Origin of the sequence: Desulfofundulus thermosubterraneus DSM 16057 (assembly GCF_900142025.1) — a bacterium.
Taxonomy (GTDB): domain Bacteria; phylum Bacillota; class Desulfotomaculia; order Desulfotomaculales; family Desulfovirgulaceae; genus Desulfofundulus; species Desulfofundulus thermosubterraneus.
In genome coordinates this window covers 1-25,954 of sequence record NZ_FQZM01000008.1, presented here as the reverse complement: position 1 = coordinate 25,954, position 25,954 = coordinate 1, and the positions used below count along the sequence as shown (strand labels likewise).

The following is a 25,954-nucleotide window of genomic DNA, read 5'->3' as shown; positions in this document are numbered from 1 at the left end:
CGGGGGGTAATGTAACTGTGTGAACACAAAAAGGACATGCTCCACCGCTCCCCCCGTACAGATAATGAGGAGTGGAATAGGCATGCCCTCTGCTATCCTCAGGTCATGGCCCCCTCAAGTCACCCAAAGCTTCCTTAAAATAAGTTGAAGGGGCTCCCCCGACAGTGGACCATATCACCCCTTTAAGCCTTATCCCTCAGGATAAAGCACCTATTCCTGCAATCTGGCATTTATAAAATACTAAAAACCCCTGCATGTCCGGGTGCAGGGGTAAAAGCATACTACTTAAACTCTTTCACCTCCCCATGGACCGTAGGTACAAGCGGTGAAAAGGAACGGGCAGGTTTCCTGGCTCATGGATCACTGCCCCACCACGCCTTCCCAGCCCGGCACTTACCGGTGACAACGATTGAACCATGCTGTTACATCATTCAGTGCTGAACAAGCGTGCCATTGGATGTAACAGCTCACCAGTGAGTTTGGGCCAGTGGTTTTGTGTGGCGGACTCCCCATTCACAGTGGCGGCCCCGCGTCAGATTTTCACTGACTTCCCTCTATCCTTGCCTTTTGCGGCAGGGAGCACCCGTTCACTTTATTCAATTGCCTAAATTATAACACAACAGGCATATGTTGTCCAGATTCGCTATTTTCGTATAAAATCCGCGTCAAGATTCAGCAGGTATCTACACCGGTTCCCCCGTACCGGAATCATCACCCGGGTGACAATTTCACCCGCCCTTCCCGGAACCTTTCTTTTCTGCACCCCTCCCACCCATCGCCGGGTACTCGGGCGGCAGTTGGTCCAACCGGAATGGTTGCCCCCTGGCCTGCTCCTCCCGGGTAGCGCTTGACAAAAAAAATCGTAATGCTATATAGTGAACTTAAAGTTCATTTCGTGATGCCAGCTTCATACATCTTTACCTGGAGGCTACAATGAAAAAGGATAAACTTTCCAGAAAGGAACGAGAACAACTGCAGCGCCGGGCGGAAATTCTGCAGGCTGCGCTGGAGTTATTCTCGCAAAAGGGTTATCATAACGTTTCCATGCACGAAATAGCCGTACGGGCAGAATTTGCCGTGGGTACTCTTTACAAGTTCTTCAAAAATAAGGAGGAACTGTATAAAGAGATTTTAATGCAGACGGCAATGCTGTTTTATTCTGCTTTATCGAAAGCGCTGGAAGAAAAGGGGGACGAATATGCCAGGGTAAAAAATTTTCTAAAAACAAAATGTAAACTTTTTATGGAAAACATCCTGTCGGTGCGGCTTTACTTTTCAGTGTCGGGTGCCGGCGTGAGCTTTAACGTCAGGAGGGGGTTAGAAACTGAGCTGCGCAGTTTCTATGACCAGCTAATCCAGAAGCTGGCTGCTGTTTTTGAAAAAGGCATTCAAAAGAAGATTTTCCGCCCGCTTGACCCGTATTACCTGGCTTTGGCCCTTGACAGTATAAGCAATGCCTTTCTTTTTTGCTGGATGGAAAACCCCGATAGACATCCCGTTGACACAGACCTGATCGAGGAAATCTTCTTTGAACGAATATATCTGGTACACCGGTAAGGAGTTTTATGGCCGCGCCAAAGGGGAGCGGCGCGTAACCCGGAGGAACCGCACCCACGGTGAATTTAACCGGATGGCGGCCAACTCCCCTGCACGAAGGTGCCGGAGGGGATCTTGCGCCGGGCGGCGAAGGAGGTTATCGTTTTGGAAGACAAGGTGGCTCTCAAAAGCAAAACAGGGATCATCATTGCTTTTATCTTGATCTTGCTCTTTATTGGGTTTGCTGCCTTTAATTACGTTCGGCAAAGCGAAAAGGAAAAGATTACTGTTAACAAAACGGAAACCGTACCCGTACAGGTAGCCGAAGCAAGATTAACGAACCTGCAACGGGTACTGGAACTGACAGGAGAAATCAAACCGGCAGCCGTGGTAGACGTTCACCCCAAGATTGGGGGGGAGATTATTGAGAAAATATACGTAGAAACCGGCGATTACGTTAAAAAAGGAGACCTGATAGCTGTTTTGGAAGATGATGTCATAAAAGCCCAGCTTGAAGAGGCAACGGCAGGCCTGGCTGCAGCGGAGGCCGGGTTAAGGCAGAGCGAGGCGAATCTGGAACTGTTAGAAAAAGACCTCCTGCGTGTGGAAAATCTTTACCAGGCAAATGCTGTATCCAAACAGGAACTGGATCATATAAATGCCCAGTACAAGGCTGCCGTTGAATCAAAGAAACTCGCGGGTGCCCAGGTTGAGAAGGCGAAGGCAGTTTTAAACCAGCTACAGGTACTTTACCGCGAGTACAGTATATATGCACCCATTTCGGGATTTGTAGCCGCCCGTTACGTGGAGCAGGGGAACCGGACAGATCAAGCGAAACCGGTGATTCGCATTTCCCGGGAAGATGAGCTGAAAATCGTCTGCAGCGTAACAGAAAAAGACTTTCCACATCTCAAAAAGGGGATAGAAGCAGAAATAACCGTAGATGCTTTCCCCGGAAAAGTTTTTAAAGGGGTTGTCTCGGTTATCAGCCCGACCATCGACCCGGCTACCCGGACAGCCGGGATTGAAATACATATCCCCAATAAGGAGTATAAGCTTCGTTCCGGCATGTTTGCCCATATTAAATTATATTTAGGCGAACGGAAAGCCCTGGCGGTTCCCACCGAATCCCTGAATAAAATGCCGGGAACGGGAAGCTATTTTGTATATATCGTTAAAGATAACAAAGCAATCTTAAAAAACGTAAAAACGGGCATCAGTCAGGGTAATATTACCGAGATAACCGATGGTTTAACTGAAAAAGATCTGGTCGTTACCAGAGGGCAGAACCGGCTTTATGACGGTGCACGCGTTTCTATAGAGGAAAGAGGTGCTGCGGGCAGTGAGGCTTCCTGAGTTCTCTGTTAAACAGCCGGTGGCCACTTTAATGCTTTTCCTGGCCGTAATTATTCTGGGAGCACTTTCTCTAACCAGGCTCCCCATCGATCTGCTTCCGGACATCGAACCGCCGGTGGTAAGTGTCCTGACCGCCTGGCCGGGAGCCAGCGCTTCCGACGTAGAAACGGAAATCACCGAGCACATTGAAGATCAGCTCAATATGGTAAATAATCTGGATACGCTCACCTCCAGGTCCATGGATAATCTCTCCCTGGTATCCTGTAAGTTTGAGTGGGGCACGGATCTGGAGGAAGCTACCAACGACATACGGGACAAGCTGGATCTGGCCAAAAGGAAACTGCCGGGCGATGCAGAAGAACCGGTAATTTTTAAGTTCAGCAGCGCCAGCATCCCCATCCTGGTAATGACCGTCACCGGGGATACCAGTTGGCCGAGGCTTTATTATCTGACCGAGAAAAAGATTGCCGACGAATTAAAACGCGTTCCGGGAGTTGGTGCCATTCAACTGTACGGAGGTATGGAGAGGCAAATAAATGTTCATTTCGATCTTCAAAAAATAGACGGTTATCACCTGAATTTGTTACAAGTAAAGCAGGTTCTGGCGGCAGAAAACTTAAACCTGCCGGCCGGCAGTATAAAATCCGGTACGCAGGAATACTTTGTCCGGATTCCAGCCAGGTATAGGGACGTAGAGGAAATAAAAAATACGGTCGTCGGCTATTTTAGCGGCAGGCCTGTTTACCTTAAAGACGTGGCCGAAGTTGAAGACGCCTACAAAGAGCAAACTGTAAACGGCTGGGCGGACGGGAAGAAGGCCATCGTTCTTATTTTACAAAAGCAGGCCGGTAAAAATACCGTAAAAGTTGTTCAGGGTGTCAAGGATAAACTTAAAGAAATAGAAAAAAACCTGCCCACCGACGTGAAAATCAATACCGTAATGGACAGTTCCGAAGATATTTTGCGTTCTGTTAAAACTTTACAGGATGAATTATTAAGAGCTATTTTGCTCGTAATAATCGTAACCATTCTCTTTTTAAGGAGAGTTAAGGCGGCTGCCATCATCGCCCTGACCATTCCCTTTTCCCTGCTGGCTGCCTTCATCCCGCTCTCTTTATTTGGTCATACTATAAACCTGATTTCGCTGATGTCACTGGCCATTGCCTGCGGCCTGGTAGTCGATGACGGGATTGTGATCCTGGAGAACATCACCCGCCACCTGGAGCGCGGCGACCGGCCGAAAACCAGCGCCATTTATGGTGCAAGCGAAGTGGGCATGGCCGTGACGGCTTCCACCATGACGGTCGTGGTGGTTTTTGTTCCGCTGATGTTTGTGGGGGGGATTACAGGGACGCTTTTTAAGGAACTGGGGTTTGTGATTGTCGTGACCCTGCTGGCTTCCCTTTTTACTGCCCTCTCCATGACGCCGATGCTGGCCTCAAAGTGGCTGGGAGCCGGCAATAATGAATCCGCGGCAAAAGAAAGCCTCGGGAGCAAATTTTACACAACTATAGAGAAATATCTGGTTCTTATTGAAGATGCTTACGGCCACGTCCTCACCTGGGCCCTGGCCCACAAAAAGACCGTAATTACCCTGGCCGTCTCGATTTTTGCCAGCAGCCTCGCCCTGGTTCCTTTTATAGGCACCAGTTTTGTACCGGATATGGATTCGGGGGATGTCAACATTGAATTTCGCCTGCCGGAAGGAACAAGGATAGAAGAAACAAACAGGGTTATTGAAAAAATGCTGCAAACCATCAATAAAGTAGTAAAACCGGAAGAATTGAGGCACTCTTACGCTTTTGACGGGCAGAGCGAAGAAGGGTTTGGCGCGGCTATGGGCATGGAAGAAGGGCCCAATGTGGGAACGATTGGTTTTAAACTGGTGGACAGAGATAAGAGGGAGCGCAACGCCAGTGATATTGCCAGCAAATTAAGAGAACAACTGGAAAAAATACCGGGCATAAGCCGGATGAAGGTTACTGCCACGAGCCAGATTTCCTCGCTCATGATGGGCGGCGGAAAGCCAATCGTCATTGAAGTCGCGGGCCCCGACCTGAACACGAACCTCGAAGTGGCCGAACAGGTGAAAAAGATTGTTAAGGAAGTCCCCGGCACGGCGGATGTTTCCCTCAGTCAAAAAGATCCCCGGCCAGAAATCTGGATAGAGGTAGATCGCCAGAAAGCAGCCTCTTTCGGGCTAAACATTGCTACGATCGCAGGTACGGTCCGCAACTATTTTTATGGCGATAATCCTACCGAATTCCGCGATGCAGGCGATAGCTTTGATATTTTCACCCGCCTGAGCGAGGCGGACAAAAACAAGCTGGAAAATTTGCCGGAAGTGCCGATTTTTACTCCCGACGGCAGGATGATTAAATTGAAAAATATCGCCGAAATAAAAAGTGGTGAGGGACCTGTAGAAGTTGAAAGGAAAAACCGCCAGCGGATCGTCAAGGTAGAGGCAGATAAGTACGGCCGTTCTCTGGGGGAAATCACCAACGACATCAGAGATGCTCTTAAAAATATGGATATACCGCCGGGGGTTTCAGTCAACTTCGGCGGAGAAGTTGAAGAGCAGCAAAAAGCCTTTAAGGATCTCAGCCTGTTGCTGGTCCTGGGAATTGTTCTTGTTTACATGGTTATGGCCTCGTTGTACGGCAATTTCCGGGATCCCCTGATCGTGATGTTTTCTGTGCCCTTTGCTTTAACGGGGGTATTTTACGCCTTTTATTTGACCGGCACGACCTTAAGCCTGATTTCTTTCATGGGCATCATCATGTTAACCGGAATTGTAGTTAAGAACGCCATTATTTTGGTCGACTATACCCACCTGTTGCAAAGCAGGGGCCAGCCTTTACGGGAAGCAATAACCAATGCCGGGCGCAACAGGTTAAGGCCAATCCTGATGACTACCGCCGCCATGTTTTTCGGCATGCTGCCGCTGGCCATTTCCCGGGGGGTAGGGGCGGAATTATGGAACCCGCTGGGAATCACCATGATGGGAGGGCTGGCCGTATCCACCCTGGTCACCCTGGTGCTGATCCCTACGGTTTACTGCCTGTTTGAGGAGAGAAAACTCCGCAAGGCGGCCGGCATTCAAAAGGTAAGCGTAAAACTCTCCTGATGACTTGCACATGAGGATCTGCGGTTTTTGCCAAGTTCTGTTTTCTAAAGGGGTGCGGTGATGAAGTTACTTTTTATTACCTATGATGTGGATTTTGACGAGGACGTAATGGAGATGCTCAATTCGCTGGGGGTTACGGGCTTTACAAAATGGGACAGGGTACTGGGCAAAGGGAAAAACAGTGAGCCCAGGCTGGACGATCCGGTATGGCCAGGGTTCAACTGTGCCGTAGCGGCGGTAGTCGGCGATGACGATCAAGAAAGGATCCTGGCGGAGCTTAAAAAATTTTCCTTACGGCTTGACGGGAAGGGCTTTAAGGTATTTATGCTACCGGTTTTAACGGTTATTTAGCAAACCAAAGCAAGCGCAAAAGTAAACCACCCGGCACTCAGACTTCTGAGTGCCGGGTTACGTCTTCATCACAATTCCGGTTGGAACCACAGTGGTTCGTTTTTCCTTCAGTTATGAAAGACAAATTTTCCGCAAGTTTTAACCCCGGGCTGAGTCAGGAAAGCTCCGGCTTTCTGCCATTTTTTATTCGACGTTTTTTAAAAAGTTCCTTCCCCAAAACTGCTTCCGGGGGAGTAAGGTTTTTGGGATTTAAAATCATATCCGTAACCCTGTGGTAGAACGTGCAGGGTTACCCCGGTGAGGGCCAGCATGGGCTGCGGCTGTAAATCGGAAGCGTTGGTGTGCTCGATGGTCCGCCCGTCCACCACCGTCACCGTGCCGGACCCCAGAACAGCAAACCGGCCGGCAGGCGACACGACTATGGCCGTATCTTCATCAATACCGATACCCAGAACATGGGGATTGTGGGCCACGGCGGCAAGCAACCGGCCGATCCGCCCCCGCTGGGCAAAATGCTGGTCAATCACCACGCCGCTGATAAGTCCCAGACCGGGAGCCATTTTCACCGTATTCTTTCCGGGAGAACGTCCGCCCCTGCCGTCCGCGATCATGATCTCGCCCATGGCAGCCGCACCGGCACTGGTGCCGCCGATCACCACCCCCGCGCGGCTGGCGGCCTCCAAAGCATGTTCAAAGAGGGTCCTCCCCAGGATCCTGGCAATCCGCAACTGGTCGCCCCCGGTAAAAAAAATGCCCGTGGCCCGTTGCAAAATGGCGGCATGGCGGGGGTCCCCGGCCTTTTCCCGGCTGTCCAGGTGGACCGGCAAAACGTTATCTGCCCCCAGCCGCAGGAATACCCGTCGGTATGCCTCACCCACTTCCCCGGGCAGACGGGTGGCCGTGGTAATCACCACAATGCTTGCCCGTTCTCCCCCGGCCAGGCGGACGAACTCGCGCAGGATGAGGCATTCCCCCTCCTTGTCTTCAGCCCCGCCGATGAGCAGAAAGGAACCGCCGGTACCTTTTTGCAAGAATCCATTTACTGCCATTTAACACACCCCGCTTGATAACCCATTTACAATTGTTTTACGCCGCACCAAAAAAATTAATCATCTACAACAAAAAAGCCGGGTAATTTATACCCGGAAGCTTATCCATTGTCAAAAGCTAAAGGATTGTCTAACGTATTTGCCGCCATCTGGCCTCTGCTTCGCGCTGCAGGCGCGCCAGCACCGTATCAACGCGGAGCTCGCTTTTGCGCACCTTCATACTGTCCGCCAGGCGGCTGGCGGCGTCGACGGCCGCCCGGGCCAGAACGCGCGGCACCAGGAGGTGAGCTTTGCTGCCGGCGCCGGGCACCTGGCAGTCGAAAAGCAGCTCCCCGGCCACCGCCCTGAGGGCCTCCGCCGGCAGGCCGCCGGCTAAAATTTGCTCCCGCTCCTCGATCAGAGAAGCAACTTCACGCAGAACCGGCCAGAAAAGCGCCCCTTCCCCGGCAGGCCGCGCCCTGGTCTCAAGAAGGTCACGGATCACCAGGAAGTTGAACATCTCCTGCGCCCGGGCGGCGCGGATGTTCTCCCGTTCGATCCGCTCCGCCGCAAGGCAGGGTGCGAACTCTTCCCGGGCTATCCGCTCCAGTTTTTCCCGCAGCGGTGCGACCTCCGCTTCTGTCAGGGATTCCGCCTCTGCCAGGCAAAGACCCTCAAGGTCGCTCCACGCCAGGATGAGCCGGACCTCGCGAACGCCACCGGCTCCGCGGCAAGCCGCCGCGTAACCCACCATCTCCACATCATTCATGCCGGGAACTTTAACGGCGATCCGCCGCACGCACCCGGGCAGCCCGAACCTGCCGAATTGTTCCAGGACGGCATCGAAGAAGGGATCGCCATACGAGGCAAAATGAACGCGAACTCCACCGCCGGCCAGACCTTCCTCGTAAAGCTCGCGGGAAACGGTGAGAACTGCTCCACCCGGCACGCCGTCTATACCGGAAAGCGTAAGATTCGGCCAGGGCTCCGTCGATGCGGCGCATCCCAGGTTCCGCAGATACTGCGACCCGCTCAGCGCTTCCCATATCGCCGGCAGGTTTACCGGTACGGCCCACCGGCCGTCAGACCGGGCCATCCGCATGTAGATTTCGTAAAGTTCCTGCGGGTGAATCTCCATGCTTTCCACGCGCTTGCGCTGGATCTCGATCCTTTCCCGGGCGCGGGCCCACAGTTCCTCGGAAGTGAGCTTTCCTTCGGCCAGCTCCTGAAAATCTTCCGGCCCTACCGGAAGCAGCGAGATCTGCTGTGTGCCGACGATCATGTTTGCTTCCGCCAGGCGGGACAGCAGGCGATTGTAAACAATTTCCTCGGCGCTGCCGGCATAGCAGAGGTTGAGAACGTAGATGTCCTTGTGTTTCTGCCCGATGCGGTCAATGCGCCCGATCCGCTGCTCGACTTTCATCGGGTTCCATCCCAGATCAAAGTTAACCAGCAGGTCGGCGGTCTGCAGGTTTAAACCTTCCGCCGCTGCATCCGTGCAGACAAGGACGTCGATCTCGCCGCGCAGGAACCGCTCCTTCACCTCTTCGCGGTCCACCCGGATCATCTTTCCCGGCCCGGGGTCGAAATACCCGGCTTCCTGCCCCGAATAGGTGCCGATCAGCATCTGCGGATCGGCCTTTTGCAACCGGGTAACGATATCCTTGAGCGTATCGTAAAAACGGGTAAAGACGACGGTTTGCTCGATACGGCCGGTCTGCCGGTCCCGGCGCCGGTCCAGCGTATCAAAGAGCACCTGCATTTTGGACGAGGGCCCGGTAATGTCGGCCATGTCCTCGAGCATGGTTTTCAGGCGGTCCCGCTCCCATTCAAGGTTGGCCGCAGTCCTGTGCTTCAACAGGGATTCGGAGGCTAAGGGCAGGTCGTCCTCGATTTCATCCTCAAATGCCGGGTTCGCAAGCGGGAAAAATTCAGGTTCGGGTTCGCCTGCCTCTTCAACGAGCTGATTTTTCAGCGTGGCTTCCACCTTGCCCAGACGCCGCCGCAGAGTCTCGCGGAGCGCATACAGGCTGGACGCAAACCGGAGGCGCAAAAAGCTCAACAGGAAACTAACCATCTGGTGGGTTTGATGATCTTTATGCATGCTGATTTGCCTGGCCAGACCTGCACAGTATTCTTCCAGCTGATCGTAGATACGCCGCTCCAGCGGCGTAAAAACGATCCGGGGCACGGGCAAAATGTGGCGCCGGGCGAGGTTCTGCTGCAGCTGCCCGTTGTCGCGGTAGATTTCCAGCAGGCGCCGGGTATGCCGCAGCATCACCCGCGAAAGCGGCGACGCACTGAAAATCAAGCGGCACATTAATTCCCGGTCCCTGCCCCGGGGAATCCGCCCGTATTCAAGCCACTGCCGCACCGTGGTCCGGATGCGCCCGTCGATGACACTCTTCTCGATAAAACGCCAGAGCATCGGATCCTGCATCTGGACTGCCCGTACGGCGCGCCGCAGGAACTCCCATTCCTGGCCACCGGGTTCCTGTCCCTGCACGAGCCTGCCGAGGATCTCGTAATATTGCAAGGTCAGTGTTGGATCGAACTGGAACGCACCGGCGCGATTGGTCAGCGCCAGCAGGTCGCACACCTCCACAGGGTCGATCTGCATGGGTGTGGCGGTGGCCAGCCACAAGCTGCGCGCCTTGACCCGCAGGTAATCGCGGACGGACAGGTAGAGGTGCCCGTATTCCGGGTGCGCCTGGGGACCACCCTGGGGGTTCTTCCGCCGGACCGCGTGCGCTTCATCCACCAGAGCAATATCAAAGGATTCGGCGCTCTTGAGGGCCGCTGCGCGTTCCCGGCGGGCGAGCAGCCCCGTCGACACGATGACCAGGTCCGGTTCATAAATCGATGCCGCCGCCCGGTTCTCTTCAAACGGAAAGATATACTCATGGGAGATCTCCGGAGAGGTGCGCGCCCGACCGAAAGAAAGCAGGACCTTGGAAGCCATCTGGCGGTGCCACTGCCGGGTAAGACTTGCGGGTGCGGCAATGAGGATGCGCTTCACCAAACCCGAAAGGTACAGGGAGCGGAACGCCAGCCCGGCTTCGATGGTCTTTCCCAGGCCGACCTCGTCGCACAGCAGGTAGGAGTGCGGCCAGGTTTCCACCAGCCTGCGCACGACGACAGCCTGATGCGGCCACGGTTCGACAGGCGCGGTCTCCATACCTACGAACCGGCCGCCGGGCATTTTCGGCGCGTCGCGCAAAACAGCAAACCGCAGCCGCTCCATGGCCGGAGGCGGTTCAACCGCCCCGGAGGCGGCACTCGTGCCGTTAATCTCCACCGGGCGGTCAATCCCTTCCGCAATCCGGACCAGGCGCCGCTTGACCGCTTCCGGCAGGGTCATTACCGGCAGGTGGGGGACCCGGCCCTGCCAGAGGTTTTCAAAAGCTTCCACGGCTTCATCGACCCGCCGGCGGTCCGTCTCCCCCCACCAGTCGCAGTGGACATCGATATTCTCGGCATTAAGGATAAGCGCCGTTTTTGATTCGTTGAGCGTACCCGCCCCGTACAGGCGGTTGCCGAATTCATCGTGCAGAACAAACCATTTTTCGTGCACGTAGCCGTCGTCCACCGCATCGAAGGGAAGCGGCTCGCCGGTCTCTTTGTGCACCCGGAAGGCCACGCGAACCTCCAGGTACCCGTGGGCCACCATCCAGGCCAGGAGCGTTACGCCGTTCCGCACGCCCTCCGGCCAGGACGCGGGCCGGTCGAGCTCACCATTCAACCTCGCCGCCAGCCGCTCCCTGTCACCGGCCAGGATGGCCTTTACGTCTTCCGGTTCCAGGTCGGCGCCGACGATGAGGCGCATTTTGCCCCGCCGGCCGGTAAAGGCAGAGAAGCCCATGGAGGCGGCGGCCAGAGAGGACGAACGGAAGTACCCGGCCACGCGGTCGTACCGCACCGCAAAGCGAAGGGCGGGGATGTAAAAATCGTGCAGCATGTCCACCGGGCGGCCGTCGATGAGAGTCGAAGATGTTTTGTAGGAGAGGAGCCAGCAGCGGGACCGCAGGCCCTTCCCTTCCAAAGGGGCACCAGTTGACTCCATTGGACTCTTCCCTCACTTGAGGCCGAACAGGATGGCCCCGGCCTCCCGGCGCAATTCTTCGTCGGCCATTTGTGCCGCCCATACGGAGAGCAGATCCAGGATCACCTGCTCGCGCGCCGGCGCGTGCTGCGCCAGATAAGCGCGGGCGACGGGAACGTCGCCCTCCCGGTAGGCAAGAATCAAACCGTGGAGGACGTCCCACTCCGTCTGTGGATTGTCCACGCGTTTCCTGTGGCGCTCCTCCGGCCGGGCCAGGCGCAGCTTTGACCCGCGGCGGACAAGCGGCGCGTGGTAACCGGTCTCCTGCGCGCTGCCGCGCCCCGGGCGGCTGCCCCGGATCTCGTCGCTGATGCCGATCATCCGGCCGTTAACGGTATACCCGGCGGTTTTGCCCTCCAGTTTAATGTTGAGCGAGCGCGAGAGGTTCAGTGCCTCGTCATAGGGAAATTCGGCCAGGCCGAAAATACCGTAGAGGGTCAGGGCCATGGCTGCTTCGGGATTCAGGTCGTCCACCTGCAAACGCCCCTGCGTCAGGCGGGCGACCTGATACCGGGCGACCACCGCGCTGGCCTCGTTCATGGCGCGGATGGGGCTGACCGGCTCGTCGCCGTCGAGCACCGGCCAGTGTTCGGAAAGCACGCGCAGCGCCCGGCCGTAACTGGCCACCATCTCGTCCACGGGGTTTAACCGCAGCCGCTCAAACTCCTGCAGGCCCTCGCGTACGGCTTCGCGCACTCGCCGGGCCACCCCCGTGCCGCCGAATCCCGTCCAGGTGGCCGGCGGGCCACCTGTTTTCTGGCGCTTACGGCAGGTAAGGAAGATGGAACTGGCGGCGGCGGCCATTCCCTTCTGGTGAATGGATTCGGCCGCTTCAGATTCGACAGGCATCGACGACGTAATAGTCCAGCCGTTCTCGATCAGCGAGCACGTCAGCGCTTCCCAGGCCTCCTGCGTCTTATGGGTGAACATAATGGTCATGATGCCGTCGTCTTTGAGCACGCGGCGGCACTCGGCAAAAATCTCGCCCATCAGGCGCTCGTATTCCTTTTTCGCCCCGGCGGCCGACCCGTCCCGCGCCGGGTTGGCCACGGCCTCGTCCGTCTTGTTCGTAAGCCGCCGCCGGAACAGCTCCGGGTAGAGGTCGTGGAGGGTGCGGCGCTGCCAGACGTAGAAATAATCGGACAGCTCTGCATACTGGACGTTGTTGTAATAGGGTGGATCGATACAGATCAGATCCACCGAACCATCGGGGATTTCCATCCGGGCCGCCGTGCCGCACCGGATGGTCACCGGCGGCGCGGCCCCGTTGAGCTTTGCGTGCAGCGGCGCCAGCAGTTCCGCCATTCCTGCGTAAGCGTCAATAACCTGCGCGAGCGCCCAGGCCGCGCCCGAGTTGGGGCCGGTTAAGATCATCTCGCCAAACGTCCATTTAATTGAATAATCATGCCTTCCAAAGGTATTTATCAGGACACCTCGATTATAATGCCACCTTGTCTGCTTGCTGTTATAATCCAGGCATTTATCGATCAAAAACTGGAGGTATGTAACGACGGCACGGCCGCGTTCCTCCCCCAGCTCCCGGAGGATTTCCGGCTTGAGGCGGTTGAGCTCCTCCACCAGGATGAGGTGCCCCAGGAGCTGGCGCGGCGTGAACATATCGCACCAGCGCGTCATGCCAACACGTAGTGGTTCCATTGTCTTATGGCCCCTTGGAATGCTCTCGGTGGGGATGAGCCCCTGCCGCTCCCACCCGGGCCAGCGCTCGGCCAGGCGCTTTTCGGCCTCACGCAGGGCCTCAAGGTCGCGGTCGTTGGGCGGCCGGAAGAAGCGGACCTTCTCGGTCTTAATTTCACCGGCCCGCTCGCCGCTTTTGTAGCGCTCAGGCCTGCCGTGTTTATCCAGCTTCGGCTGGTAGCGAACGGCCACGACGCAGTAAAGACGGTCCTGCCACCTGCCGTGGGGTGAGGTGCCCCGCGCCTGGGCTTTGATCTCGTCGGCGGGAATGGCCTGGCGGCAGTGGACGCACAGACCGACTCCATCCTTCACCGTGGCGAAGTCCGGGTCCTCGCCGTTCGGCCCCCGGTTTCCCCTGAGGCGGTAGGTTTCAAACCGGACCCTGCCGCCCCTCGGCCGGCCGTCCGTGACAATGCGCACGCCCCACTTTTCGCCTTCTTTCGACAGCCAGCAGGTGTTCAGCAGGGGCGCCTCGCCGCCGCAATGGGGGCAGGTGATCTGGCGAACGTAAAGGAAACCATCGAGTTCCTCCTCGTTGAACTGCGAAAACAGCATACCTTCCGGACATTCGCGGAGGTGCTTCTTTAGTTCTTCCAGCTCCTGTCCGGCCAGTGGCGATGCCGGGAACAGGTCTGCCGTCTGATTAACCATTGCTTCCCGCAGACGGGCTCCCCAAACTTTTATATCACTAACCAGGCTCTGGCCGAAACGGAGGGGATAATCCAGCGTTGCATGGAGGATTACGGCTGCCACGGGGTTCAATTCGTTCGCGATCACCCTGTGGCCCAGGCGTAGCGCCTCAAAAAGAATGGATCCCCCGCCGGCGGTCGGGTCCAGCACCGTGAGTCGATGACTCTCCGGCAATATCATGCACGGCGCTTTGCTAAAGGCACGGGCATACCCGTACTTATCCTCTTTTGTCCGAATCCCTCTTTCGTTTTCCCAGGCAATACGTTGTTTTGCCCAATGGGGATCAGCCGCGCACCTCAGGACGGGAAGCTTCTCCCCTTCTTGCGGTAAAACCCCGGGAAAGGGTCTGTTCTCCACCTCCCAGCGCCGGAGCACCGGATCACGAGCCAGGGAGGGATCGCTATCCTTGAGCCCGGATATCATTTTCAGGTTGGCCGCGCGGCGGTCCCGCTCTTTTTGCAAAGCCCTGAGAACAACTCCGTCCACAGGAAGCCACTCACGGCCATCGGAATCTACCTCCAGCCTCTCTATAAGGCCCTCCTCCAGCGTCCACGGCTCCCCGTTCACCAGCGCCTGCACTTTTTCGATGCCCAGCTGGCGGAGAAACCAGTCCGGGTCCGTCCCGGCGGGCAGGAGCGAGCCGAGAACGGCGGCGCGGCTGGGAACAAGCGGGCGCCGCGCCCACCAGACGTGAAGAAAATATAGTGGTGGGAGAGCGGAACTTGCACCGCGCTCCCGCTGTGTCTCCGCGCCGACCTGGTGGCAGGGGAAGCCCGCCTCGATAAGGCGTATGTCCGTTCCGGGTATAGCGTGCTGCGCCACGAAACAATCTCCTCTCTCTATTTACGCAACTTTTCAAGCAGGTGAAGGATCTCCTTATCACCGGGCTGGCCGCTGAGCATGATCCGCATGCCCGACCTCGCCCAGCGGTTGGCCGCCTCGCCGTACTGGGTCGCCCGCGTCAACCAGTAGACCGCTTCCTCGCGGCTGAAGCGCTGCACGCGCCAGGCGATAAGCTCAACCCGGTCCATGTCCTTGATGCCTTCCCTGAGCTTGAAGATGAGCGCTAGCTTGGCACCCGCCTCCTCGTCAAGGGGCAGGTTGCCCCGGAACGTGATGCGACCGTCGCCAAAATACCGCTGGAGTTCGAGCGGTATTCCGGCATGATCGCAGACGTGGCTGACAATTATCCGGATTACGGGCAGGCAACGGCGCAGGGGCTGGCCGTAGAGCAAACCCCGGTCCTTAAGAGCCGCCTTGACCAATGTCCCGCCGTTCTTTCCCGGATCATCCGCACCTTCGCCGCGCTCTTTGATTACCAGGACGGGCGCCGGTTTGTCTTTATATTCGGTTACCCTCAGGACCCAGGGGGCGCTCTTCAGTAAAGGCTGGATGCGGTGCTGAAGGTCAGGCAACAGGTCCCGGCTGGTGTTTGACTTCCGGTTTGCCATTTGATCCGCCTCGCCTTATTGTTTCTTCAACTCCTGGATGAATAAGCAATCATCATCCGGATCGACGATTTCAAGAAAGGCCTCGGTTTGTTCGCCCTTCTGCACCACGCCATCCAGCACCTCAAAAAGCTCGCCGAGAGCCTTCATAGATTCCGGGGTAACGTTAGTCAGTTCAAGCCGGATCGTGCCGCCCCCGGGAAGCTCAAGGTCCGTCAAATCCATGGTTTCAATGGTGGAGCTGGCACCTCTATTGTAGAGGCTGCCCAGCCGCCGGAGCAGCGGCAGGAGCTTCTCGGCCCCTTCCTTTCCTTCGAGGGTGAGCCTGCGGCGGCCGGCTGCCACCCATCCCAGTTCGGCCGCTTTAGCCGGCGTGATCAGAACGTCACCGGGCTGAGGAGTGTAAAGGGCTGCCGCGGAACCGTGGATGAAGTCGGGCTTTTCTTTTTGATCCGGTGTGCCGCGAAATGCGATAAGCTGGCCGTCTTTTATAAGCGTCACCACGGCCTCCTCCAGTTCCCGGGCGGGAACATCCCCGTATTTCCCGGCCATGCTTTCGGCAACCTTCTCTATCGTGGAAACGCCGCTACTAGCAACCGTGTAAATCACGCCGTCGCGCACTTTAACCGGGTCGACCTTTTGGTTTATAGCCCAGCCGCGCTGGTTGACCCCCTGCGGGGTGATCAGCCCGTAGTCCCCGGCAGTCAGGTCGACCCCCAGCGGAATATCGTTTTCCCGGTCGTAAAATTCGGCCGGTTTCACGCTTTCCCCGGTGTCCATGCGGAATACGCACCAGACGCCCTTCTGGACCCCAGCCCGCACGATGTGGTCGAAAACTTCGGGGCTCTCCAGCACCGGCCAGCTGCGCACGCGGTAAAAGTTTTCACGCAGCTCCTTCAGGGTTACAGCGTCGCCGTGCTCGAAGAAAAGCTTGCTTAAGTTCAAAAGGTCGGCCTGTGTTGTGTTGCGGCCGGTAAGAAGCTTGCCGTCCTTGATCAGCGCATCCCGGATCAGTTCGATAAAGGGTGCCCCGCCTTCGCCCCCGGCAGTCTTTATTTCCTTTCGCACGATATATCCCGCCGCTCCCGGGTAGTAGAAGCCTGTATAGATTCTCGAAACATCGGTAAGCAGGGCCTGCTCCCGTTCAGCGTAGCGCTTCCGAAAATCTTCGTCATCCAGGCGGCGGGGGTTCACCCCGTAGCTCTGCGGCTTCTCAATCAGGAGGCGCATGGCCATGACCTGGCGGGCAGTACCCTCAATCCGCTGCCGGACGTCCCGGACGCGGGTGTTTTCGAAGATCCCGTCCTGATCGTTTATCCCTTTTACCACCACGGTTTCCGGAACGAGCAGAAAGATGAGATTCTGCCGCTCCCGCGGCCTGTTCAAGCCTTTTGTGGTCACCATGGCCTCAACATCAATGGTCCCGGCAGTTAACGAAACAACCCCGAGCACGGGCCGGTCTTTACCGTCGGGCAGGTGCTCCGGCAGCAAAACATCATGTTCTATGTGAAATAAACCCGCCCCCCCGGTGACCACCTTTCGCGCCGCCGCCTCCAGCAGCTCCTCCACCTGAGCAGCTTTTAACGTCTTGCGGATTCTGGCCAGAACGCTGTTAATCGTCGGCTCTTCGCTGGCGAAATATTTTCCCTGCTCGTACCGGAGGTAAAAAGCGCTTTCGCTGATTTCTTCCAGCGCCGTGCGCACCTGCGGCGGCGTAAGACCGGGGAAAGAAACGCAAAAGCAGGCTTCGGGCCCGGTGAGGCCAAAGATTTTGGAGCCCAGGCCTTCTTCGCGGCCGACCAGGCTGTGCAGGAAAACGGTCTTCCATGTATACTCATAAAGGGGGTGGCCTTCCGGGTGGGGGTTGCGCCGGTCGGCGAGTTCCGCGTTGCTGTGGCCTCCCTCGAGCGTGCCCGTATCTACGCCGCCAACATCGGCGTTAAGAACAAAGAGCAGGTCCGAGCTGCCCGTGCGGCCCAGGATTTCATTAACCACCCGCTCCGAGCGCAGGTCAAGGTGGCACGCGTGGATCATCGGAACGGCCTTCTGCTTCTGCCACAGGCTGCGCACGGCAAGGGAGAGAACCCGGAGGACGCCGCGCGTTCCCTGAAAGTTTTCGGCATTGGCCAGCTTCTTATTAAGAAAATCAACGAGGGTCGGGTGAAACGGATAGTTGGCGATCATCCGGCCCTTGAAGTCATCGCTGGAAGCCTCCTCCGGCAGCAGGGCCGCGTTTCGGCGGTACATCGCCATGTACTCCTCAGCGGTTTCCCTGGCGGCTTCACGATCTATGAAGACAAACAGCCGCTTGGTGAGGACGGACGAAATTTCAGCCGCCTGAACCGGCGTGACCTGGACCGCGTCACGGGCAACCACGCTGGCTACGCCCTTCACGGCTCTTTCCCCAATCCCCAGAGCATCGTCCTCGCCAACCTCTTCGCCGCGCACCTGGCTGATGAGCTTTGCCAGGTGCTCCGTCTGTTTGGCGAAGGCATCTGTTGTGCTGGCAAGCGTGAGCACCACCGCAATCCCCGGATGGTTGCGGGCGTAGCCGTGAAGAGCCATTAAAAAGGCGGCCAGCTGGCTGGCGCCATCGGGCCGGGCCGCTTCAAGCCGCGCCGCGTACTGGGCCAGCTCGTCCAGCAAGATGAGGACCTTACGACCTGCAAACACCCTGTCGAAATACGTTTTGCCGGGCGCGGCATGGGAGTTCGCTTCATCCTCAACCTCGCGATAAAGGTTTTCTCCACCGATCTGATAGGCGATCTCGCCCCAGAGGGTGTAAGGCACTAAAGCCCTGCCCTTTGGCTTATGCACCGGAATTTCATCACCCGCCACGCCAACGACGGCGATCTCGCCGGGCTCGGGGAGAAGCTCCGGGTCGAGGACGTCCCGGATGACGCTGCGCAACTCCGTACCTTTATGGGCGATGTGCGTACAGGCGATCAGCGTGTGGGTCTTGCCGCCACCAAAAGCCGTCTCCAGCCGGTGGATGGCCGGAACGGTCAGATCACCCGCAATCCGGCCGAAAACTTCCGCCAGAGTCAACCGTAAACCCTGGGTCGGGTAAGTAGCCTCCCGGAAAAAGAGCTCCGCGCTGGTGTAAATACTATCAATGATGCCCCGACCGCTGCGATAAAACTCGACGACCGGGCTGAGCGACGCCGTAAAAACCTCGGGGTTGAATGTACCGGCCAGGATCTCGGGCCGCGGCTTGCACGCATCCAGCACTGATTTCACTTTTCGGACCTCCAGTTCTTAGCTCCCGGTTTCCGCTGCAGATTCCGCCTTATCCCCCGCCCGGTCTTTGCGGGGTTGACCGGTTGCCGGGCGGAGAGCGCTATATAAAGTTAATCATGCTCAATTACAACCAGTTCCGGCATGGGAAAGTGCCTCACGTTCTTTGTAACCAGAGTTAGGGAATTTTCCACCGCCACTGCGGCAATAATGGTATCCGCAATGCTTAAGCTGATGCCTTTTTTCCCGTATTCCCTCCGGTACAAACCGGCCCGGCGGGCCGTTTTGTATCCAACAGGGTAAAAAAGCAGGGCTTTGAAAAATTCTTCTATTTCAGGCAGCTCCTCGGGCCTTGCTCCCGAAAAAACCTCGGCCACCGTGATCGGACAACACGCCAGGAGGCCTGTTTCTACCAGCCTGTTGAGCGTATCGACTGCCTCTTTTCTGCCGCGGAAAAAGTCGATTAAAATCGTGGTATCCAGTAAAAAACCATTAGTGTCCAAAAATCTCCCTCCTCCGGGCTTCCGCTTCCTCCCTCAACCGGCGAACCCAGGAGGAAACATCTTCAGGCCCGGTAAAACCGGGGTAATCCTCTTTCTTGAAAACTCCGGCAGCCGACTGTAAAGCCTTTTTTTGTTTTAACCGGAGCAATTCCTTCTGCGTGGCTTCAATAATAAACTTGCTCCTCTGCCCCTGACCGACAAACCTGTCCAGCTCAAGCAGCAGGTCAACTGGAAACCGGATTGGAGTCAGTCTGGTTTTTTCCAAGCCATCACCCCCTTGTATATACCCTGTGTATATTATATAAATAATATATCACTGAATACAACTGCATTTTCCCGTCTGAATCAAGCTTTTAACGAAGTGAACCTGCACCGGGATAGGCCCGGCGGCTTCTTTGGGCAAAAACCGGTAAAGAAAAAAAGCCTTCGAGAGGCAAATCCAGGGAAAGCACCTTTATATTTTTACAATGAAACCGGCTCTCTCAAAACTTTCCTTGATATCTTTGAGCCTCTCCGGAGCCGGGACGCCGCAGGCGGGCATCTTGTATTCCCTGCCCAGCCGGCAGTATTTTTCGTACACGTCGTGGAAAGGCAACAGGTCAATCCGCCTTATCCCTTTCAATGATGCCACAAAATCCAGGAGACCCGCGATATTTTGCTCCGTATCGGTAATCCCCGGGACTACGGGGAGGCGTAAGATTACGTCGCCGCCCCTCCCGGTGTCCGCCAGCATCCGCAGGTTGTTTCTGATCGGCACGTTCGAAACTCCCGTGTACTTTCTGTGCTCTCTGTCACCGGCCAGTTTCAGGTCAAAGAGAAAAACATCGACGTAATCCAAAACTGCTGCGAAAACATCTCCGGAAGCGTAACCGGATGTGTCCAGTGCCGTGCTCAGGTCTATCTTTTTGCACTCCCTCAAGGCGTCCATTAAAAACCGGTGCTGTAAAAGCGGCTCTCCACCCGAAAAGGTCACACCTCCACCGGAGTTATCGTAAAGCAGGACATCTTTTTCAAGCTCCTGCATGAGCCCTTCAACGGTGATGACCTTGCCGGCCAGCTTCAAAGCGCCTGTTGGACAGGCTTCGGAACATACGCCGCAGCCAGTGCACTTTTTTCGATCCAGGTGATGCTCAATGTTTTCAAAAGCAATTGCGCCGGCGGGACAAACACCGGCGCACGTCCGGCACCCGATACATTTATATTCAAAAAACATGAGCTCACTTGCGGGATAAATACCCTCGGGATTGTGACACCACCAGCACCGGAGGGGACATCCTTTCAGGAATACCGTCGTTCTTATTCCCGGACCGTCGTGGATAGCAAAGCGTTTTATGTCGAATATCAATCCTTCGTTGACCATTTAGATGCCTCCATCTTAATTTAAGCGCACCGTAAATGCTCAGCTATCCCGCTATTGTGCCGCGTTGTCCACGCAGTCTCATATTTTGGGGAGTGCTGAGCGGCACCGTGCCGGTGATAGCGGTTTCACCGAATAATTACACCGCACCGGAGTTAAATCTCTCTGTGTTCGGTCCTGGCGATTATCTCTTCCTGCAACCCTTTCGGCAGGTTTACGAAATAATCGCTGTACCCGGCAACCCTTACCATCAGGTCCTGAAAATCGCCAGGGCGCTCCTGCGCCTCACGGAGCAGTTCGGCGCTGACGACGTTGAACTGGACGTGATGCCCTCCCATATGGAAGAAGGTCCTGATAAGCCGGGCCAGATTTTTGATGTTTTCATCGCCCTCCAGCAGGTCCGGAGTAAGCTTTTGATTGAGCAGAGCCCCGCCGGTCTTGTCCCAGTCGCACTTGGACACCGACCTGAAGACAGCCGCTATTCCCTTCCTATCGCTCCCCTGGACCGGTGAGACGCCCTCCGAAACCGGCATCCCCGCCTTTCTCCCGTCCGGCGTCGCTCCGGTGACCTTGCCGAAATACACATGTGCCGTTGTAGGCAGGAAGTAAGCCCTTTTCGAAGCCTTCCTCACTGGAGACGGCGGGTAGCTTTCGATTATCTTTACCGTTACATCCACGATATTTTTCGCTATTTCGTCCGCATAATCATCGTCTTCCCCGTACCTGGGCGTTTTATTTAAAATCACTTGCCTCAACATCTCGTGTTTTCCTTCAAAGTTCTGCCCGAGGGCTTCCAGCAACTCTCCCATTGTAACCGTCTTTCTATCAAAAACGTGGTATCTGATCGCACTTAAACCGAAAGCCACGGTACCCAGTCCCACCAGCTGGACGTACTGCGTGTTGTACCTGGCACCCCCGGCATTGTAGTCCCGGGCGTTTTCAACGCAGTCGTTAATCCAGAGCGACATGAATGGTACCGGCAATTGCTTCGCATAGATCTCCTCTATAATGTCATTTCCCTTCATCTTTATGTCCATAAAGTGCTTAACCTGCCTGACAAACGCCTCCCAAAGCTCATCGAAGGTCTTGAAACCGGCAGGATCCCCCGTTTCAAGACCCAGTTTCTTGCCGCTTAGCGGGTCTATACCGTTGTTAAGGGTGATTTCAAGAATTTTAGGCAGGTTGAAATACCCGGTCAATATGTAGGCTTCCTTCCCGAAAGCTCCGGACTCCACGCAACCGCTGACCCCTGAAGTGCGGGCGTCTTCGAGGCTTTTACCCTGCCTCAGCATCTTTACCACGACACCGTCGAAGTTGAAAAACGGCGGCTCCCCAAAGCCGGGGCCCACGACTTTCAAAGCTTTGATCAGAAGGCGCTCGGGATTTTTATCGCTCACCAGCACAGCCGTGTTCGGCTGCAAGGTTCTCATCTCATCCAGGACCTCCAGGATCAGGTAGGAGACCTCGTTGACGCCGTCGGAACCGTCCTCTTTCAGCCCTCCCACATTGATTTTCGTAAAGTCGTTGTACGTGAAGCTCTCTTCAGCTGTTACGCCGACTTTCGGCACCGCGGGCTGGTTGTTGATCTTGACCCAAAAGGCCTGAAGAAGCTCTTTGGCTTTGTCTCTCGTAAGCCTCCCTTCCGCGATATCCTTGCTGTAAAACGGATATAAATGCTGGTCCAGGCGGCCGGGATTAAAAGAATCCCAGGGATTTGTCTCATAGACTACACCCACATGAACAAACCAGTAGTGCTGGAGGGCTTCCCAGAAAGTCTCCGGTGCGTGGGCCGGAACCCGCCGGCATATCCTGGCCATTTCTTTAAGCTCTTCCTTCCTTCCGGGGTTTTCTTCTTCTCCGGCCATCTTATCAAGTTTCTCTGCGTAGCGCCCGGCGTAGACCAGAATGGCGTCCGCGGCAATATCCATGGCCTTGAGTTCCTCCATCTTGTCGCCGTACGCGGGGTCCTCAGGCTTGAGTTCAGCCATTTTCTTTTTAATTTCATCTTTTATGTCCAGAACTCCCATTCTGAATATCCGGTCGCCGCCAGCCGTGTGGCCGGGTGCTCTTTGCTCCATAAATTCCGTCCATATCCCCGCTTCATAAGCATCCAGCCAGTCTCGGGGCAGGCTTTTAAAGACGGCCTCCCTTACGGTCCTGCCCTTCCAGTACGGAATTATTTCCTCCGAATACAACCTCCTGGTGCTGTCGTCGACTTTGTAGGGCATATTCTCCCTGGAATCCAGAATTTCCAGGTCCCTCATGCTGTGAGTGCAGATTTCCGGATATGTAGGGACCTCCTGCGGTCCGGTTCCCCTTAGCCCTACGATCAGCTGCCCGTCTTCGACGGGTAGGCTCACCCGTTCCATTAAATACCTGAACGCCAGTGCCCGCTGCACCGGGACGGATTTCCCTTCAGCGGCCCCGCTTTTATAAAATTCAGTTATCAGCCGGGCCCTCTCTCCGGATATTTTGACCCCGGCCTTTACGCTCTTCTCTCTCAGCTTTGCGATCCTTTCGTTTACCGGCCTTACGGCGGCTCTCCTTTTTTGCATTTCTTTTTCAACTGCCACACATCTGGAAATAGATTTCATAAATTTCGCCTCCCCCAAAGCAGTCAACCAGGGCCTATACAACTCCTCCCCATTCCACATTAAGCGCCCGTTTTAGCGGGCCTGCGGACTTATTACAACGCTTGGAATGCACTCTCTTTCTACAACTATAGGCATGCCCAAATAGCATGATATCAATTTTCAGATACTTTGTAAACAATCGTTGGAAATAAAACGGTTTCTCATTGCCGGCCAGCAAATGATGGGCACCCCTCCCCAGTTGTTCACGCTAACAGGAAATGGTATAATTGACTTGTTTTACGTCGCACCAAAAAAATAATCATTTTCAACAAAAAAGCCGGGTAATTTCTACCCGGAAGTTAATGCACATCAGGCTGAGCAGCAAACCTGCAAGGCTGCTTAATTCCTGTTAGTTAAAAGAATGCCGCAAAGTGAAACCAAATTTGGAGAGGGGTGGTCTGTCCTTTTTTAGCTGCCTTTTATTGTCAGAATAAGTTTTTGATCATTTTTTAGCGATAGTTCAGGGCTAATTTCCCATTTATACTCCTCAGGAGTTATTTCTTACCAGCCTGGAACTTGAATTTTGCAGGTTACACGTAGTTCATAAAAGTTCCAGGACCCTCAGGAGGGTCAAAAAATATTCTTCAGACTTATTACAAGGTCTGGAAATATACTCACTTTTATTTCATCGCCTTCTGTGTAAATATCCGGCCTGCCGTATCTATTATTGTCGCCCTGCACAAATACGCTGACCAGCTTTTCTTCCGGTTCCACGATCCAGTATTCTTTCACACCGGCTCTCTCATATTTATAAAACTTTTCCAACCTGTCCTTCCTCGCCGAAGATGGCGAAGTAATCTCAACGATCATATCGGGGGCGCCTATACATCCCCGCCCGTCTAATTTGGATTGGTCGCAGACAATGCTTATGTCGGGTTCCACCACTGTTTTGATATCCTCATCGCTTTTTTCATCACCATCCGGCAGCCTTACGCAAAATAGCGCCGGATAGACTTTACATGGCTTACCTGCCAGATAATTTGCTATCTGCCTTGAAAGTTCCATCAAGATTTCCTGGTGAATTCTGGATGGAGCCGCCTGCATATACAGCACGCCATCGATGATTTCACACCTTTCTTCTTCCGGCAATGAAGCATAATCCGCATAAGTATAATAAATTTTCGTTTGCCTTTTATGCTGAAACGGCATGGAACGCACTCCCTTTCCACAACTATGGCGATTGTTCAATAAGCATGAGGCACTCAAATAGACATTTAATCGACCATTCTATATTCGAATGGCGATGTCATATCTATCGAGTTAACCCTGCTGTTGCCAGCCTACTATCTCCTATCCCCGGAGGGGACTCGGCCTTACTTTTGAACCTGTAAATGAAATTGTAGAGGTTAAGTCTCAGCGGGTTGCACAACTTACACAAAAGAACTTTCAGGCTTAAAGTAAGTCTGCGGAGCTTCGCTCCCACCTTTAAAATGTTCAAAGCGCCGTTCAAATCGGCGTTGAAAACTTTTTTGAGCACATTGTCCCTGTACAGACCGCGCTCAATTCTTTTGCCGGAACACTTAATTTTTATTTCTCCCTGCTTCTCTTTGGCTTCGTCGTACCTTCGCTGAATTTCCAAAATACCATCGGAAAGAGAGGAAGCCTTGCTGGTGTAGGACTCCTCTTTTTCTTCCGCTTTCATACCCAGCTCTTCCAGCTTGTACTTCAAAATATTGATCAGCTTACGAAAAGGAATACTCACGAAATTCTGGTTGGTCACTTTTCCTAAGTCTATTCCGTCTTTACTTTCTGTGGCCCCTTTGCCGAGGTAAACCGCTTTGTGGCCAGTTTCGTAAAGGAAATCGGCCAGGACACGGGCTACTTTGTGGAAGTGAGACTCAATCCAGCGGTCGCGGTAGTTGTAAAGGTTGTGGAGGTAGAACTTTAATTTGAGCAGCTCTTTCGACATGGCATTTTTCCGGGGTTCGTCCTCTTCCTGATCAATTTTGTTGCTCAGCGTATCCATTGCCGACTGCACCGCGGCCTTCTTTTTGTTAAACCAGCAGTTGAAAGACTTGATTTCCCTGCCGGAAATGATCAGGCTTTTTACGTCGGGGTTGGTTGAAATTAGAGAAATTAAATTGTCCATCCCCATGTCGATTCCGGCCAGATGGATAAGTCCGGCCTCCGGTTCTTTGAGTTCCTTTTCGTAAATTACGTCCACCCAAACGTCGGAAAGATGATAGACCAGCCTGACCGAGGATACACCTTCCACGTCCCTGGGGAGTTTTATTTTTATTCTTTTCTTGCCGTTCATGCGCAGGCGCAGAAAAAGTGTATTACCTTCTACTTCAAACACGTTGTTGTTGAATTCTGCCGTGACTTGCGTGAGTTTACCCAGCTTTTTGGGTTTGGGTGGTTGCGGCCGCTCTTTATATTTCCCTGGATTGACGCGATACTCGGCCAAAGATGCCAGAAAACTTTTGTAATCTTTGATAACCTGGCGGATAGTGGTCTGGAGGACGTAGTTGTTGTCTACCCTGGCTTTTTGCTCTTTCATCCTTTGGATCAGTTCCTGTAAGTCCGGGTACTGGATAATCCTTTCGGACGCTTCCCGGAGTGCTTCTTCCTGTTCGGGTTTCTTTTTCGTAGTCTGGTCGGCCAGGAGGGAATAAATGACGCTCTGGTTTAAAATGACCTGCCCCAAAATAAGCGTAATACCTGCTCTGGAAGATTAACAACAAATTACGGAACTGAGCCAGGTCGCAGGCGAGTTCCCTCGCCCTTCTTTTTCTTTTGCTGGAAATCCTGATTCTTATTGCCCGCTTGACTTTCATTTAAGTACTTCCTCCAGACACTTCTTTATTTTCCTCCGGCTGGAATAGAATTTCATGGAAAAGCTGTGGAGTAAAGTGAAAATTTCTTCCATCAATTCTTCAGTATCGGATTTT

15 protein-coding genes and 1 riboswitch are annotated in these 25,954 nt (G+C 54.8%); of the genes, 4 read left to right on the top strand and 11 right to left on the bottom strand.

The annotated features are described in order from the left end of the window. Positions 1 to 321 precede the first annotated feature (321 nt). Positions 322 to 602: riboswitch (cobalamin riboswitch) on the bottom strand. Between the two features lie 331 nt (positions 603 to 933). The 4 genes from BUA65_RS03575 to BUA65_RS03560 all read left to right on the top strand — a co-directional run bounded on the left by BUA65_RS03575 (position 934) and on the right by BUA65_RS03560 (position 6,370). Continuing rightward, positions 934 to 1,557 (top strand): TetR/AcrR family transcriptional regulator, encoded by a 624-nt coding sequence (locus BUA65_RS03575; protein ID WP_072867401.1) that lies wholly within the window; start codon positions 934 to 936, stop codon positions 1,555 to 1,557. 144 nt (positions 1,558 to 1,701) lie between these two features. Next, entirely contained in the window at positions 1,702 to 2,892 is a 1,191-nt protein-coding gene (locus BUA65_RS03570; RefSeq protein ID WP_072867400.1) for an efflux RND transporter periplasmic adaptor subunit, read from the top strand. Beyond that, complete coding sequence (locus BUA65_RS03565; RefSeq protein WP_341349601.1) at positions 2,867 to 6,019, top strand: efflux RND transporter permease subunit; 3,153 nt, start codon at positions 2,867 to 2,869, stop codon at positions 6,017 to 6,019. The genes BUA65_RS03570 and BUA65_RS03565 overlap by 26 nt, the downstream gene beginning before the upstream one ends. Before the next feature lie 60 nt (positions 6,020 to 6,079). Further along, entirely contained in the window at positions 6,080 to 6,370 is a 291-nt protein-coding gene (locus BUA65_RS03560; RefSeq protein WP_072867399.1) for a PG0541 family transporter-associated protein, read from the top strand. A gap of 197 nt (positions 6,371 to 6,567) precedes the next feature. Here BUA65_RS03560 and BUA65_RS03555 read toward each other — a convergent pair whose 3' ends face one another. The 11 genes from BUA65_RS03555 to BUA65_RS03505 all read right to left on the bottom strand — a co-directional run bounded on the left by BUA65_RS03555 (position 6,568) and on the right by BUA65_RS03505 (position 25,710). Further along, the gene (locus BUA65_RS03555; protein ID WP_072867398.1) at positions 6,568 to 7,419 is read right to left on the bottom strand and encodes a cyanophycinase; all 852 of its coding nucleotides are present in this window, start codon (positions 7,417 to 7,419) and stop codon (positions 6,568 to 6,570) included. A 130-nt stretch (positions 7,420 to 7,549) separates the two neighbouring features. Then, entirely contained in the window at positions 7,550 to 11,461 is a 3,912-nt protein-coding gene (locus BUA65_RS03550) for a helicase-related protein (protein WP_072867397.1), read from the bottom strand. Positions 11,462 to 11,473: 12 nt separating this feature from the next. Beyond that, the gene (locus BUA65_RS03545; RefSeq protein WP_072867396.1) at positions 11,474 to 14,707 is read right to left on the bottom strand and encodes a DUF1156 domain-containing protein; all 3,234 of its coding nucleotides are present in this window, start codon (positions 14,705 to 14,707) and stop codon (positions 11,474 to 11,476) included. Between the two features lie 17 nt (positions 14,708 to 14,724). Beyond that, positions 14,725 to 15,336, bottom strand: coding sequence for a DUF7680 family protein (locus BUA65_RS03540; protein ID WP_072867395.1), 612 nt, complete (start codon positions 15,334 to 15,336; stop codon positions 14,725 to 14,727). 15 nt (positions 15,337 to 15,351) lie between these two features. Next, on the bottom strand, positions 15,352 to 18,573 hold the full coding sequence (locus BUA65_RS03535) for an ATP-binding protein (RefSeq protein ID WP_072867394.1): 3,222 nt from the start codon (positions 18,571 to 18,573) through the stop codon (positions 15,352 to 15,354). A gap of 110 nt (positions 18,574 to 18,683) precedes the next feature. Beyond that, positions 18,684 to 19,073, bottom strand: a complete 390-nt coding sequence (locus tag BUA65_RS03530; protein WP_072867393.1) for a type II toxin-antitoxin system VapC family toxin — start codon at positions 19,071 to 19,073, stop codon at positions 18,684 to 18,686. After that, positions 19,063 to 19,338 carry a hypothetical protein gene (locus BUA65_RS03525; protein ID WP_072867392.1) on the bottom strand — a complete coding sequence of 92 codons (276 nt, stop codon included), beginning with the start codon at positions 19,336 to 19,338 and terminating at the stop codon, positions 19,063 to 19,065. Before BUA65_RS03525 ends, BUA65_RS03530 begins: the two co-directional genes overlap by 11 nt. Before the next feature lie 189 nt (positions 19,339 to 19,527). Then, positions 19,528 to 20,433: a glycyl-radical enzyme activating protein gene (locus BUA65_RS03520; RefSeq protein WP_072867391.1), complete on the bottom strand. Its 906-nt coding sequence runs from the start codon at positions 20,431 to 20,433 to the stop codon at positions 19,528 to 19,530. A gap of 152 nt (positions 20,434 to 20,585) precedes the next feature. Then, on the bottom strand, positions 20,586 to 22,985 hold the full coding sequence (gene hypD / locus BUA65_RS03515; protein ID WP_207543846.1) for a trans-4-hydroxy-L-proline dehydratase: 2,400 nt from the start codon (positions 22,983 to 22,985) through the stop codon (positions 20,586 to 20,588). Between the two features lie 648 nt (positions 22,986 to 23,633). Then, positions 23,634 to 24,212 (bottom strand): Uma2 family endonuclease, encoded by a 579-nt coding sequence (locus tag BUA65_RS03510; RefSeq protein WP_072867389.1) that lies wholly within the window; start codon positions 24,210 to 24,212, stop codon positions 23,634 to 23,636. Between the two features lie 103 nt (positions 24,213 to 24,315). Beyond that, on the bottom strand, positions 24,316 to 25,710 hold the full coding sequence (locus tag BUA65_RS03505) for an RNA-guided endonuclease InsQ/TnpB family protein (protein WP_072867388.1): 1,395 nt from the start codon (positions 25,708 to 25,710) through the stop codon (positions 24,316 to 24,318). Positions 25,711 to 25,954 lie beyond the last annotated feature (244 nt).